The sequence below is a fragment of the Cytobacillus spartinae genome (assembly GCF_042865285.1).
Lineage (GTDB): Bacteria > Bacillota > Bacilli > Bacillales > Cytobacillaceae > Robertmurraya_A > Robertmurraya_A spartinae.
This window is the reverse complement of record NZ_JBIACK010000016.1, coordinates 60,697-74,907: the sequence shown is the minus strand read 5'-3', so window position 1 is coordinate 74,907 and position 14,211 is coordinate 60,697. Positions and strand designations below refer to the sequence as shown.

Here is a 14,211-nt window from a genome sequence, read left to right as displayed (position 1 = left end):
AGCCTTAGTCTAGGAACTCGAATTCATATTCAAGTAATCTTACTGTATCTCCGTTTTTAGCTCCTCTTTCTCTAAGAGCATCGTCAACACCCATTCCTCTTAACTGGCGAGCAAATCGACGGATTGACTCATCACGTGAAAAGTCAGTCATCTTAAATAGACGTTCAATGGCGTCACCTGAAACAACATAGGCACCATCTGGGTCTCTTGTGATAACAAATTCGTTCTGCTCCGCTTCATGCTTGTAAAGAACACGGTTAACGGTGTCGTCCTCTTCCTCATGAACAAGTGGAAATTCTGGAGTTGACTCAATCTTATCTGCAATTGCAAATAATAGATCTCTAAGGCCCTGTCTAGTAATAGCTGAAATCGGGAAAATAGGATACTCTTCTTGAAGCTGTTCTTTAAATTTTTCTAGATTTTCTTGTGCTTCAGGCATATCCATCTTATTTGCTACTATGATTTGTGGTCTTTCTGTTAAACGTAAGTTATATTCTTTTAATTCATTATTAATCGTTACATAGTCTTCGTAAGGTTCTCTGCCTTCTGTAGCAGCCATATCAATAACATGGACAATAACCCTAGTTCTTTCAATATGTCTCAAGAATTGATGCCCTAATCCAACACCAGAGTGAGCCCCTTCAATTAACCCAGGTAAATCCGCCATAACAAAGCTTCTACCATCTTCGGTTTCCACCATTCCTAAGTTAGGTGCAATCGTTGTAAAATGATATTCTGCAATCTTTGGACGAGCTGCTGATACAACTGAAAGTAAAGTCGATTTTCCGACACTAGGGAATCCGACTAAGCCTACATCAGCTAGTAGCTTTAATTCAAGGACAACATCTCTCTCGTGTCCAGGTTCCCCATGCTCGGATAGCTCTGGAGCAGGGTTAGCAGGGGTAGCAAATCGACTGTTTCCTCTTCCGCCTCTTCCACCCTTGGCAATGACAGCTCTTTGCCCGTGCTCTGTTAAGTCAGCAATAACTTCATTTGTTTCAGCATCAGTAACAACTGTACCTGGTGGAACTTTAACAATCATATCTTTCGCATTTTTACCGTGCTGGTTTTTAGACATTCCATGCTCTCCACGTGGTGCTTTAAAATGGCGTTGGTAGCGGAAGTCCATCAGCGTACGTAGTCCCTCTTCTACTTCGAAAACTACATCCGCTCCTTTCCCACCATCTCCCCCAGCAGGGCCACCTTTTGGTACATATTTTTCACGGCGAAAGGCTACCATTCCGTTTCCGCCATCTCCACCTTTTACGTATATCTTGACCTGATCGACAAACATACTTTGTTCCTCCCGTCTATAGTATGTATTAGCAGGATTACCTTGACGAGAATCGCTCACCCATCATTCATTTGATGGTATAAAGATCTCTAGTGCGAGTTCCTGTTCCGATAATTCTTGTATATCTACTTGTAACATTGACGTTTTTTTATTTAAGAAGTCCATAATTGGAGCCTTATTTGTTATTATTCCTCTAAAATCGAAAAAGAAACGGGTTCCCTCAGATTGTTGCTCAATCGTTATCGATAAATGATTTTCATGGTAAAGTTTTATCGAAGCGTTTAGCAATTCAAAAAAGGAGCTTGTCCACTCCGTTAATAATTGATCATTTATTACTGGAATTGAGATATTTGAATGATCTAGTATTTCATACTCTAATTGAAATGAATGGTTTTCCCAATTGTAGGTGAGAAGCATTGAGGCAAATTGAGGGATTTTCAGGTTAGAAAGCTTTGATTGTTGTCCAGCCTCTACCACAATTTCATCAATGATTGCTTTGGCGCGTTCAATATTATTTAGAGAAAGATTCCCTTTGATTAACTGCAATTTATTTAACCAATCATGGCGAGCATGCCCCAGCACCTCGACCGTATTCCAATCTTTTTTCATACAAGCACTCCCACTTTTGGTCAGACTAATCTGCTTATGTAAAGTATCTAGCTATTTATTAGCATGGCCTAGAAATAAACGAATCACTACTTTTTGATAGTATATCAAAAAAGTATGAAAGCGTAAGCATATTTATAGGAAAAAGTGTGTATTCCAACTAATATTACCCACAAAAAATTTGCAAAAGAAAACTCTAACCTATACGGTTAGAGTTTTCTGCACGTATCTTAAGCTTCTTGAGCAGCAGGATATACGCTCACTTGCTTACGGTCACGTCCTAAACGCTCAAACTTAACTACTCCATCAACTTTAGCGAATAGAGTATCGTCGCCACCTTTACCAACGTTTACACCTGGATAAATCTTAGTACCACGTTGACGGTAAAGGATAGAGCCACCAGTTACGAATTGACCGTCTGCACGCTTAGCACCAAGGCGCTTTGCGATAGAGTCACGACCGTTCTTTGTAGAACCTACTCCTTTTTTAGACGCGAAAAACTGAAGATCTAATCTTAACATTTATTCCACCTCCTACTTTTTGAAGGTTATTTTTATATGCTTCTTGTAATCTCTCTCAATCGTTTGCAATGACACGACCATACCTTCAAGCAATAGTTGTACCTTCTCTTGTGTGTCCTCAGAGAGATCATTGGGTATCACACATCGGAGAAAGCCACCTTCTCCTTGCTCGATCTCAGGTTCCACTCCAGTAAGTGCTATAATAGAATTAATAGCCCCGAAGGAAACAGCTGAGGCTCCCGCGCACACGATATCATTACCGTGATTCGCAAAAAGCGCATGACCGCTTAATGTAAATGACTGGATTCGTCCAGATTCAGTACGATAAATCGTCGTTTGAATCATCTTAAACCGCCTTAAGCGTTGATTTTTTCAATAACAACTTTAGTGTACGGCTGACGGTGACCTTGCTTTTTACGGTTGTTTTTCTTCGCTTTGTATTTGAAAACAATGATCTTTTTAGCGCGACCTTGCTTTTCAACTTTAGCTGTAACAGAAGCACCTTCTACTACAGGGCTACCAACTTTAACGTTTTCGCCACCAACGAATAAAACTTTGTCAAAAGTAACTGATTCACCAGCTTCAGCGTTTAGCTTCTCAATGTAGATAGCTTGACCCTCTTCTACACGGATTTGCTTACCACCAGTTTCAATAATTGCGTACATGAACTGCACCTCCTCTTAGACTCAGACTCGCCATCCACAGGCGCAATGCTAGCGCAAAGACTTATAACCTGTTCTGAGCGGTTGTAGCACGGGTGCGCTACAAACATAACATGAGAATTTTATCACAAAAGAAATAATCGTGTCAATAAGAATTGTGGAATCAACCGCCCTTAGTTGGGCACATTACATGCAATGTGACATTCTTATAGAGCGTAGTACTAGTATTGGTTTAGTTCCTTTTCTTGTGTAAAACTCGTACTTTTGGGTACTAATACCTTAAGTTAGTACCACTTTCGTAGGTAACTTGTAATCTTGAGCACTAATACTTTGGACTAGTACCATTTTGATGGGTAACCGTATTTTTTGTACAAATAACTTAGATTAGTACCACTATTCATGGGTAACTTGTAATTTTGGTACTAATACCTTGGGTTAGTTCCACTTTTCGTAGGTAACTTGTAATTTTGGTAATAATACCTTGGGTTAGGTAGGTAACTCGTATTTTTTTGTACTAATATCTTGGGTTAGTACTACTTTTCGTAGGTAACCCTTCATTTTTGGTACTAATACTATTGCTAAATTTTAAAAAATTGAGGTCCCTCGTAAGGAACCCCACAATTAACCTACAGCACTTTTCCCTTTATTTCATCTTCTATTCCATACTGCTTAATGGAGTAAAAGGGTCTAGTATGTTCAACAATATTAAAATACAGCTTCAGTCCGATAGCTTCTTCAAGTCGATTTTGATGGACACTGTTTTCACCAGCAAAAACTTCTCTTACCCTTGAAGTTGTTTCAATTAAGGCTGCTTCGTGATCACTATGTTTCTGTTCCCATAATTCTCGTTCAAGTTGGAACGCAATGGTTTCGGCACTTAAAACACGTCCTGTTCCTTCGCATACCTCACATTTAGCTGTTAATCCTTCAGATAGTGATACTCTTGTTTTTTTACGGGTTAGTTGTAAAACGCCAAGAGGGGTAAATCCAATCACTCTTGTTCTTCGATCATCAGCCTTAAGTGCTTGCTCTAGGGCTCTCGAAACCTTTTGCCGTTCCCAATCCTCTTTCATATCAATGAAATCAATGAGGATAATTCCGGCTAGGTCCCTCAACCTGATTTGTCTTGCTACTTCTAACGCAGCAAGGGTATTGGTTTTCACAACCGTATCCCGTAAATCACTTTTCCCTAAAAATTTTCCCGTATTTACATCTACAACGGTCAAAGCCTCAGCTTGATCAAAAATTAAATAGGAGCCATTACTTAGCCATACAATTCTCTTTAGAGCTTTTTCAATTTCATGGTTTAATCCATAGCTTGAAAACAGATTTTCATTCTTTTGGTGGAAGACGATTGAAATTTCTTCATTATTATTTATATCTGTAAGAACTTGCTTCAAGTTTAGCTCATTAACAATAACTTCCCCTGAACTCATCTTTAACAATACAGACTTAATCTCATCTAAAAAAGAATTTTTTTCTAACACCAAGCCCGGCTTCTTAAGATTTTGGGAGGCCCTTAAAATCTCTTTGTAAGTAAGTCGTAAACTTTCAACCTCAGCTTCAATCTCATCTTCAGAATGGTTCATGGAAGATGTCCGAAACAAAAAGCCTTCAGCACCCTTTTGAATTTTATTCCCAAATGCTCTCCAGCGGTCTCTATCACTTTCATCTTCAATTTTTTTTGAAACTGCCACATAAAAACCTTCTGGCATATACACAATAGAATTCCCTTTAAACTCTAGAATGCCTGTTAGTCTAGGTCCCTTTGATTCAGATGCATCTTTTTCCACCTGAACCAGAATCTTTTCCCCTTGATGTATAAAAGAAGAAATACTCTTTTCTTTATCACTAGATTTTATGAACTGAGGTAATTTATCACGATGTAAATACCCGTTCTTTTCTTCCCCAATGTCAACAAATGCTGCATTCATCCCTGGGATCACTTTTGTTACAGTTCCCAAATAAATATTTCCAACTGCTGATTGTTGTATCGGTTGCTCAATTACAAGCTTTTCCACTTGCTTATTTTTAAGTAGGGCATACCTTTTTTCTCTACTTAGACTATCTACCAGTAGTATATCCATTCATTTTCCTCACTTTAATTCAGTCCCCCCTACTATTATCCCCGTTCAATATTCGTAAAGCAAATCTCGGATTCTCGCGCTTAAAAGCCTATCTGAAAAGTAGGCATGTAACAATTCATTTTCGTCTAAAGACGCTTTTTCTTTCCCATTTTGCTCAATAATAATAGGATGTTTACATCCTCTTTGAAATCTCTCCAATACGTCTACAACCATATCTTCTTCCTTTACCTTTAAAGGCTTTAGTTCACGAAGATCAAAGTTTTTCCCGTAATATCTTTCCAATAAAAAGCGCACAAAAACATAACGCTTTTGCTTCCATTCATAATATAAGGAAAAAATTAAGAATGATAATACAATCCATACGTTGAGATTAATTGGATCAGTTAATAATACTGTCACGATAAAAATTAAAATAGAAAACCCAGAAACTAATAATGTTTTTCTAAAGGCCTTAGGGAATGAATCATGTAAAGACATGTACAAAAAGATCAACTTTCCCCCATCTAATGGCCAGATTGGAAGCAAGTTAAAAACAAGAATCATTAAGTTGTATTGTATAAATAGTGAGTAAGTTTGTTCAGGTATAAGGGACAATTGATATAAGAAAAAAGCAAGACCCATTAGCCATACATGTTGGATAGGTCCTGCTAATGTAACAATGGCTTCCTCCTTTAATGGCCTATTGCCGTGCTCATCCATTTCAGCTACCCCACCAAACGGCAACAAAGAAATTCTTTTAATTCTCCACGAAAAAAAAGATGCTGCAGCCGCATGTCCCAATTCATGTATGAAAATAATCAAAAGAAGAAGGGATAATTCAAAAAAATGTGCGGTCGCAACAGCAAGTGCAACAACAACCCACAACAGTGGATGAATATGAATTTTTTTTATTAAATCTAGAACATTAATCAAATTGTATCACCTGGATTGGGTCAATAAAGTCATTGCCCTTTTTAATAGCAAAGAAGAACTCACCCTTGGTTCCACCTGCCGCATCCATAGCGGTACCAACTTTTGTCCCTTTATTTATATACTGGTAAAGGGTTACTTCAATCGCATCTAAATTTCCGTACCATGTTTCGCTTTTATCCCCATGTTGGACAACTACTGTTTTTCCGTACCCGTCTTTTTCTCCAGCAAATAAGACAATCCCCTCGTTCATGGCTTCTACGAAAGACCCTTTTTCTGTTTCAATGGTAATTCTTTGTCCATTTACTCGGAATTCTTCAACCAAGCGGGCTGAAGCAGGTAAGGCATATTGCTGCTCATTAGTAGATTCTTCCACTTCATCTTCCTTTTTGTCTGTAAAAGGGAGAATTGCAAGTGGCTTACCGAATTGGTCCTCATACCAATCAGACACAGCAGCAAACTGAAAATCTCTTTCCATAGAACTTTGAACAAAGTTACGGACAGAGTCAAAAGAGGCGGTTTCATTTCGAAACATAATTGCAACAATTAAGAATAAGCATGCAGAGGCTAATACTTTGAAGAGAAACACATCTTTACGAAATAATGGATGTCCCCCCTCACTAGGGCCACCTTCATAGGTAGAAAGTCTTTCAAATCCGTGCTTCTCTTCGTCATCTACCCAATATCTTCTGCTTGGAGAATGATTCGTTCTTGGAGTCCTAACCATTCTCTCTCTCTCTCTTTTTCTTTGTTCAATTCTTTTCCGAATATCATCAGCTCTTGAACGCATTTCCCCACCAATCCCTTTTCAACATGTTTGTACAAGTCTATGAGTTGTCCAAAAAGAGTATGACAAAAATATGATATTGGGTTCTGGTAGAGGAACTAGTTTGGTACCGAGATAAATACTATATGACGAGAAAAAGAAGACACAAAAAAACCGAGGAAATCCCCGGTTTATTTTACGCCAAAAAACTTTTTAATTTTAGTAAACATGCCGCCCTCTTGCTGGTCAAGCTGCTGAAGTGGTACCGATTCGCCTAAAATTCTACGTGCAATGTTTCGATAAGCGATGGAAGCCTTGCTGTTTGGATTAAGTGCAATTGGCTCACCATGATTGGATGCTTTAATCACTTCATCATCGTCAGCTACAATGCCAATTAAATCAATTGAAAGATGAGTCGTAATCTCATCTACATCTAGCATATCGCCGTTTTTCATCATATGGCTGCGAATTCGATTAATAACGAGCCTTGGTGGTTCAACATTCTCCTCTTTTTCAAGCAAGCCGATTATTCGATCAGCGTCTCTTACCGCTGAAACTTCAGGAGTAGTTACAACAATCGCTCTATCTGCTCCAGCAACAGCATTCTTGTACCCTTGCTCAATTCCAGCAGGACAATCAATAATAATATAGTCATAATCTTGCTTTAACTCTTCTACAAGCTTTTTCATTTGATCAGGATTTACAGCTGTCTTATCACTTGTTTGTGCAGCAGGAAGTAGGTATAAAAGGTCATCAAAACGCTTGTCCTTTACTAATGCTTGATGAACCTTACATCTTCCCTCCACCACATCTACTAAATCATAAATAATACGGTTTTCTAATCCCATTACAACATCTAGGTTACGTAAACCAATATCCGTATCTACTAAGCACACACGTTTTCCTTGAAGGGCCAAAGCCGTTCCTATGTTAGCGGATGTTGTCGTTTTACCAACTCCACCCTTTCCTGAAGTCACTACAATTGCTTCTCCCACTTTAGTGTCCCCCTTCCAATCTAGTAATATTTGGTCTTAGATGCATCAAAGCTTGTAATCTATCAATAACAATTTGATCATTCTCGTCAATGTAGGCACATTCCATCTCTCGTTTCTCTTCGTCCTGGACATGGTCAGGTGCTCTATTAAAACAATGGTTAATTCTTAGTTGGGATGGTTTCATTACAGAAGCAGAGATAATTGCTTCTGAATTCCCATTGCTCCCTGCATGAGCAACTCCTTTTAAAGCCCCCATAATAAAAATGTTTCCACCAGCAATGACTTTCCCACCAGGATTTACATCCCCAATTAGTAATAAGTCTCCAGGAACCTCCAACACCTGTCCTGAACGAATGATTCTAGCAACTGAAATAATTTCAGTTTCTTCCTTCATTCTAGCTGCTTCTTCTTTTGTAATTACATTCATATCAATGGATTCTACAACAAGATTTTTCTTTTGACGAATTAACATCTTAATTTCTTCTTGTTGCTCTTCTGTTAGGAACCTATTACCTACCTGAACTTTAACTGAAATTAGAGGTCGATCCTGATTGGCACGGGCATTCTCAGAAAGCTTATCATCTAATTCTCTCTTTAGCTCTTCATATGAGCACTGATCATCCAGGTGCAAAGTTAAGCCATCTTTTGTTCCTTTAATCAATACATTCTGCATTTTTTTCATCAAGATGTTCACCTCAATAGAACAAGCATAAGCGTAATCAATCAATTTTTTCAGACTACGTTATAGGACAAATGTAAGTCCTATTTCTTTATGTAAGTAGTTTCATTTCTATTTAAAATAGCTTTGTTCATCTTTCAGTTTAACCGATATATACTTTAACTACAATTCGACAAACACAATAAGAACTCCTCTTTTTAAAGAAGTTCTTTTTACACAGAATGTTTAACTATTAAGCGTTTTACCTAGGTATGCCTTACTCTTTCTTTAAGTCAATGGCATACTTTTCGAAAAACTTTTTTAAAGGGTATGCGACGATAATGGTAAAAGCTAAATTTAATATTAATGTTGGCAACAATCTAAGTGTTGTGTATGTAGTAAAGTCCATGCTAGTGATTTTAATTAAGTAATTCATCTCATATACACCAAGTTCTAATAGGGCAACTCCAACAATAGAAACAATCGTTACAACAATGATGTTCGATTGTAGAATTTGCATCATTTTAGAAGTGATATAAGCAATTAATGGAATCATGAATAGATAAATTCCAATTACCTCTGTATAAACAATGTCAAATAGCAATCCAAATGCAAAGCCGTAAATAATTCCATGAGTTTTGTTCCCGTAAATAGTAAAGAAAAGAGTTACAATTAAAAGAAAATGTGGGACTAGAATACGGTTGCTATTAAAATGCTGAACAGGCAGTAATTCTACAAAAATGCTTTCCATGATAAAAAAGAACAGAAAAAGTGCAGGGAGAAGGAATTTTCTCACAGCTCCTCCTCCTCATTATCAACCATTTCACTTAAATCCGGTTGAGTCATTTCTCTCTTCACCACTAATACATTTTCAATATCATAAAAATTTGGCCCTGGTTGGATATAAGCCATTTGATTCAGGCCGTACTCATCTGGTACCACTTCAACTACTTTCCCTATCGGAAGTCCTTTAGGAAAAATGCCACCTAAACCAGAAGTAATCACATTTTGATCCTTTTCAACCTTCGCATCGTAAGGAATTCGTTTAAGCTTTAGTAATTTCTTCTCTTCATCATAACCCTCAATGGTACCGAATACCGATTCTTCTCCTTGAATCTCTGCTGAAATTCGATTGGTAGGGTCCATTGCACTTAGAAGCTGGACGGTAGAGGTGAACTGTCTAGTACTCTTAATTTTCCCGATCAGGCCATTAGCCGTAATGACAGCCATATTTTGAGTGATTCCATTTGTTTCCCCTTGATTAATAATCAATAATTCATGCCACTGATCTGGGTTTCGTCCAATAACGGTAGCCTGGATAGGAGAATAGTCTCTTAATGTTTCTTCTTTATCAAGAATTTCACGTAGTTCTTTATTCTCTTTTTCGAGTTGCTGCACATCTGCTTCAAGTTTCGCAAGATCTTCAAGCCGAGATTTTAATTCTCTATTTTCATCATAAGTATTTTGCAAGTCTTCTATATTTCCAAAGAAGCCAGCTATATAATTTGCAGGCCGTGAAAATGCAGATTGAAACCAGCCAGTCGTATCTTTTATAAATTGCTCTGGCCAAGTTAATTTCTCTCTTTCTCTTAATGAAAATCCTATTAATGCCACGAGAATTATGATGCTGACTAGCAAAATAATCAGGCGCTTATTCAGAAAGAATTGTGGCATTTCTTACACCTCAATTTTTAAAGTACGTACTTTGTTGCTAGTAAAGCACGTACTTTTGATCTTTTTTATATTTGTATGTTTGCGATGGAATTACGAGCGAGTTTCTCTTGATTTATTTTTAAATAGATGAATGTGGTCTAACGCTTTACCAGTTCCTATCGCAACACAATCAAGAGGGTTTTCAGCTATTAATACAGGCATATTGGTTTCAGCACTAATCACTTTGTCTAGATTGCGAAGTAAAGCACCGCCACCAGTTAACACAATTCCTCGGTCCATAATGTCGGCTGCTAGTTCAGGAGGAGTTTTTTCAAGCGTCACCTTAACAGCATCAACAATTGCATAAACAGTATCATGAAGTGCCTTGGAGATTTCTTCTGCAGTAATTTCAATAGTCTTTGGTAGTCCTGTAAGTAAGTCTCTACCACGGATTTCCATATTATCTATCCCATCCGGGTCTCCTGCACTACCCACTTCTAATTTGATTGCTTCAGCTGTACGATCACCAATCATCAGGTTATACGTCTTTCTTATGTAATTGATGACAGCATCATCCATTTCATCGCCAGCAATTCGAATCGACTGGCTTGTTACGATCCCACCTAATGAGATAATCGCAACTTCAGTTGTACCTCCACCAATATCGACAACCATACTTCCTGTAGGCTCCCAAACAGGTAGATTAGCCCCTATTGCAGCTGCGAAAGGCTCTTCAATTGTATAGGCATCTCTTGCCCCAGCTTGTCTCGTTGCATCAATAACGGCTCTCTCTTCAACGGCCGTTATACCTGAAGGAACACATACCATTACATATGGTTTTCCTGAAAATAAACCTTTTGTTTTTACAGCTTGTCTTATGTAATATTTCATCATTACTGCGGTTGTTTCATAATCAGCAATTACTCCATCCTTCATGGGACGAAGAGCCACGACATTACCAGGCGTACGACCGATCATATTTTTAGCATCATTTCCAACTGCAACAATATTTTTTGTATCTGTTTGTAACGCAACTACAGAAGGCTCACGAACGACAATGCCTTTTCCTTTTACGTATACAAGTGTATTTGCTGTACCTAAGTCAATTCCTAGGTCTCTTGTTCCAATTCCAAACATAGCTGTATCTCCCTTTCTGATACGATCCAAATAATTATAAGGTTATTTTAAAGTTAGGATAGAGTTCTAATACAATATATGAGTATTTAATCTCAATTCCAAGTCTAAAAAATCATAAACAATATTATATCCTACCGTCAAATAAAAGCATAGTGTCATAAATACCCTTTTTCTTTGAGGCTAACAAACGTATTTTCACCAATAATTAAATGATCAAGTAAATCAATCCCAATCATTTTACCACATTCACTTAACCGCTTGGTAACCTCGATATCTTCCCGACTTGGAGTAGGGTCTCCGGATGGATGGTTGTGGGCACATATTATGGAAGCAGCCGATCTTCTTAATGCTTCTTTAAAAACCTCTCTTGGGTGGACAATAGAAGCATTTAGGCTACCAATGAAAATTGTTTTTTTGTGGAGGACTTGATTTTTGGTATTGAGATAAAGACAGACAAAGTGCTCTTGTGATAGGAATCTCATATCATGCATTACATAATTAGCCCCATCCTCAGGAGAGCGTATAACATATCGGTCATCATAGGCTAAGTTTGAAATTCTTCTCCCAATTTCAACTGCAGCCAATACTTGAATAGCTTTTGCTTTTCCAATGCCTTTTATTTCTGTTATTTCATCTAAAGTAGCATCTTTTAATAGTCGTAACCCCTCGAAGTGCTTAAGTAGTCGATTTGCCAACTGTAATACAGACTCCTCTTTCGTTCCTGTACGAAGTAAGAGGGCTAACAATTCGTGGTTCGCAAGGCTTTCTGGTCCGTTCTGTATAAACCGTTCCCTTGGTCTTTCATCCTCGGGGAAATCTCGTATCATCAATGCTTCTGTTTGCATTACTGGCCTCCTTTATAACCAGATGGACAAGGAGAGTAGAAGACCACCTAAAACGGTAAATCGAAACCGAGTTTTTTCAACTCACGAGCAGTTTTAGAAACGGGTAGACCAACAACTGAGAAGTAATCCCCTTTAATTTCTTTAACAAGCATGCTGCCAAATCCCTGAATTCCATAGCCACCAGCTTTGTCAAAAGGCTCACCGGTTTGAATATAACCGTGGATTTCATCTTCCGTTAACTCCCAGAAAGTCACATCGGTCTTTTCAAAAAATTTAATGGATTCGTTTTCTCTTGTAATTGCTACACCCGTATACACAGAGTGGGTGCTCCCTGACAGTTTTTTTAACATTTGGAACGCATCTGATTTTTCCTGCGGTTTTCCTAGTACTTCATTACCTGCCACAACAACGGTGTCTGAGCCAAGTACATAGGCTGATGGATGCTTTTGGGATACAAAACTTGCCTTTCTAAAAGCTAATTCCATCACAATTTCTTCTGGAGTTAATTTTGGGTCATAGCTTTCATCAACATCACTGCTAGATACCTCAAAAGTTAATTGAAGGTTTTCAAGAAGTTCTTTTCGCCGTGGAGAAGAAGAGGCTAAAATGAGGGTTTTCATAAAATCACCTAACCTTATAATTTGTATCATGATTGGGAGATACAAGTTAATCGTACCAAAATATTCCCAATGGGACAATTTTCATTTCAAACAATTTTAATAAAAATGTCGTAATCACTCTTATGACGAATGTTTATGGTAGAAAGTTTCAATCAATTCACGCAAAAAGACTGTTAGTAACTAACAGCCTCTTTACTTTGTGTTATTTCCCAGAAAATATTCGAATGCTAGCGAAATTTGTCATGGTTATAAAGAATGATAAAATGCCAAGAAATTCAATAAATTCTGTTGAATCTTGTCTTTAAGATTTTCACTTGGGTTTTCTAGGTAGGCACTAACGTTACTAGCCGCACTATCAAGTTCCACTTTTATTTGTTGAACTTCTTTATCGACTATACTTTTTTCATCTATTTTACTCCACTCTGCCTGTTGAGCTTTAATATTCTCTACTAGATTGGGTGGAAGTGAATTCGAAATAGCCATATTTGTACTTGCAGCGGAAATTGCTTGGTAAAGAGGAGGAGCGAGTTCTAGAATCGTTTTTTCTGAGGCCCCAAGTTCTTTTTGAGAAGCACTTCCAAACTGAACTTCCTTTGCAAAAACTTCAATACCACTTTCTTTTAACTTATTCCCTATTGATTTTGCATTTTCAAGTGTGTCTGCTATTCCTACAAATAGGAAAGTCTTGTCTCCTATGTTAACAATTTTAGTTGCTACACCTTTCTGCGAGACCTGATCTCCCATGCCTTTTGCTGCATCAGCTGTTGAAAAGACTCCCCCTTGAACAACATAGCCAGTTATTGGGGCTACCGACAACTGAGATGTGCCTCCGGTAGATCCAGTCTCGGAGTCATTAGTAGCTTCACCAGCTTGTTCTGTTAGTTCTTCTACAGAGGCAGGTTTTCCTGCTGTCTCCATACTCGGATCCATAATGACTAATTTTAATAGAATAAATCCAAAGCTAGTCCCAAGTAACACTGCAAAAAATACGGCAAAAAAGATAGAGGAAACCATGCCATTTCGGTTATTCTTTTTTAATTTGCCTGTAATTCCTCTTAATCCTTTTGGTTTTTTCTTAGTTGGAGTGGCTATTTTATATTCCTTGATTTCTTCATCATCAATGTGATCTGGAAGAATCCAGTCAAAGTTATCCTCCTGTGCTTCTTGAGAAGCAGCAGCCTGACTTGAGAGAATCTCCTCTAGTTCTTTTGAGAGATTCTTTGTGTTTTGTGTATGAGTTAAATTTTCAACCTCTTCGCTTACCTGCGTATATTCAACTTCGTTTGCATTTTGGTCTGGTTTCTTGTGCTCACTTTGTTGTCGCGCTTCAACATTTTCCTTCGTTTCTTTTAAAGGGCGATCTTTTCCATTGATTTTAATCGTAATGGTTTTGCCATTTTCCGACTTGTCCACTGTTGGTCCTCCCCTCATGTCGATTGCTAGTTTTGTTTCATCCTA

The 14,211-nt window shown here is 37.9% G+C and carries 16 protein-coding genes and 1 other annotated feature; all 16 genes read right to left on the bottom strand.

The genetic code is table 11. The annotated features are described in order from the left end of the window. Nucleotides 1-4: 4 nt before the first annotated feature. Nucleotides 5-1,294: a GTPase ObgE gene (obgE, locus tag ACFYKX_RS23135; RefSeq protein ID WP_389364021.1), complete on the bottom strand. Its 1,290-nt coding sequence runs from the start codon at nucleotides 1,292-1,294 to the stop codon at nucleotides 5-7. A 63-nt stretch (nucleotides 1,295-1,357) separates the two neighbouring features. Next, nucleotides 1,358-1,903, bottom strand: coding sequence for a Spo0B C-terminal domain-containing protein (locus ACFYKX_RS23130; RefSeq protein ID WP_389364019.1), 546 nt, complete (start codon nucleotides 1,901-1,903; stop codon nucleotides 1,358-1,360). 227 nt (nucleotides 1,904-2,130) lie between these two features. Next, entirely contained in the window at nucleotides 2,131-2,421 is a 291-nt protein-coding gene (gene rpmA / locus ACFYKX_RS23125; RefSeq protein WP_079509900.1) for a 50S ribosomal protein L27, read from the bottom strand. 12 nt (nucleotides 2,422-2,433) lie between these two features. Beyond that, nucleotides 2,434-2,766: a ribosomal-processing cysteine protease Prp gene (locus ACFYKX_RS23120; RefSeq protein WP_389364017.1), complete on the bottom strand. Its 333-nt coding sequence runs from the start codon at nucleotides 2,764-2,766 to the stop codon at nucleotides 2,434-2,436. A gap of 11 nt (nucleotides 2,767-2,777) precedes the next feature. Further along, on the bottom strand, nucleotides 2,778-3,086 hold the full coding sequence (gene rplU / locus ACFYKX_RS23115) for a 50S ribosomal protein L21 (RefSeq protein WP_389364016.1): 309 nt from the start codon (nucleotides 3,084-3,086) through the stop codon (nucleotides 2,778-2,780). 13 nt (nucleotides 3,087-3,099) lie between these two features. Next, nucleotides 3,100-3,179 (bottom strand) — a sequence feature (ribosomal protein L21 leader region). Between the two features lie 530 nt (nucleotides 3,180-3,709). Then, nucleotides 3,710-5,170, bottom strand: coding sequence for an Rne/Rng family ribonuclease (locus ACFYKX_RS23110; protein WP_389364014.1), 1,461 nt, complete (start codon nucleotides 5,168-5,170; stop codon nucleotides 3,710-3,712). Between the two features lie 45 nt (nucleotides 5,171-5,215). After that, on the bottom strand, nucleotides 5,216-6,082 hold the full coding sequence (locus tag ACFYKX_RS23105; protein ID WP_389364012.1) for a M50 family metallopeptidase: 867 nt from the start codon (nucleotides 6,080-6,082) through the stop codon (nucleotides 5,216-5,218). After that, nucleotides 6,075-6,869 carry a peptidoglycan DD-metalloendopeptidase family protein gene (locus ACFYKX_RS23100; RefSeq protein ID WP_389364010.1) on the bottom strand — a complete coding sequence of 265 codons (795 nt, stop codon included), beginning with the start codon at nucleotides 6,867-6,869 and terminating at the stop codon, nucleotides 6,075-6,077. Before ACFYKX_RS23100 ends, ACFYKX_RS23105 begins: the two co-directional genes overlap by 8 nt. A gap of 167 nt (nucleotides 6,870-7,036) precedes the next feature. Beyond that, a complete protein-coding gene (gene minD, locus ACFYKX_RS23095) occupies nucleotides 7,037-7,840 on the bottom strand; it encodes a septum site-determining protein MinD (protein ID WP_389364008.1) in 804 nt (267 codons plus the stop codon). A 1-nt stretch (nucleotide 7,841) separates the two neighbouring features. After that, nucleotides 7,842-8,522, bottom strand: coding sequence for a septum site-determining protein MinC (gene minC, locus ACFYKX_RS23090; protein ID WP_389364006.1), 681 nt, complete (start codon nucleotides 8,520-8,522; stop codon nucleotides 7,842-7,844). A 253-nt stretch (nucleotides 8,523-8,775) separates the two neighbouring features. Next, nucleotides 8,776-9,294 (bottom strand): rod shape-determining protein MreD, encoded by a 519-nt coding sequence (gene mreD / locus ACFYKX_RS23085; RefSeq protein WP_389364005.1) that lies wholly within the window; start codon nucleotides 9,292-9,294, stop codon nucleotides 8,776-8,778. Next, entirely contained in the window at nucleotides 9,291-10,172 is an 882-nt protein-coding gene (mreC, locus tag ACFYKX_RS23080; protein WP_389364003.1) for a rod shape-determining protein MreC, read from the bottom strand. The genes mreD and mreC overlap by 4 nt, the downstream gene beginning before the upstream one ends. Before the next feature lie 90 nt (nucleotides 10,173-10,262). Further along, nucleotides 10,263-11,288 (bottom strand): rod shape-determining protein, encoded by a 1,026-nt coding sequence (locus ACFYKX_RS23075; RefSeq protein WP_389364001.1) that lies wholly within the window; start codon nucleotides 11,286-11,288, stop codon nucleotides 10,263-10,265. Between the two features lie 155 nt (nucleotides 11,289-11,443). Next, complete coding sequence (radC, locus tag ACFYKX_RS23070) at nucleotides 11,444-12,133, bottom strand: RadC family protein (RefSeq protein WP_389363999.1); 690 nt, start codon at nucleotides 12,131-12,133, stop codon at nucleotides 11,444-11,446. Between the two features lie 47 nt (nucleotides 12,134-12,180). Then, the gene (locus ACFYKX_RS23065; RefSeq protein WP_389363998.1) at nucleotides 12,181-12,753 is read right to left on the bottom strand and encodes a Maf family protein; all 573 of its coding nucleotides are present in this window, start codon (nucleotides 12,751-12,753) and stop codon (nucleotides 12,181-12,183) included. Nucleotides 12,754-12,999: 246 nt separating this feature from the next. Further along, nucleotides 13,000-14,166, bottom strand: a complete 1,167-nt coding sequence (locus ACFYKX_RS23060) for an SPOR domain-containing protein (RefSeq protein ID WP_389363996.1) — start codon at nucleotides 14,164-14,166, stop codon at nucleotides 13,000-13,002. Nucleotides 14,167-14,211: the final 45 nt, after the last annotated feature.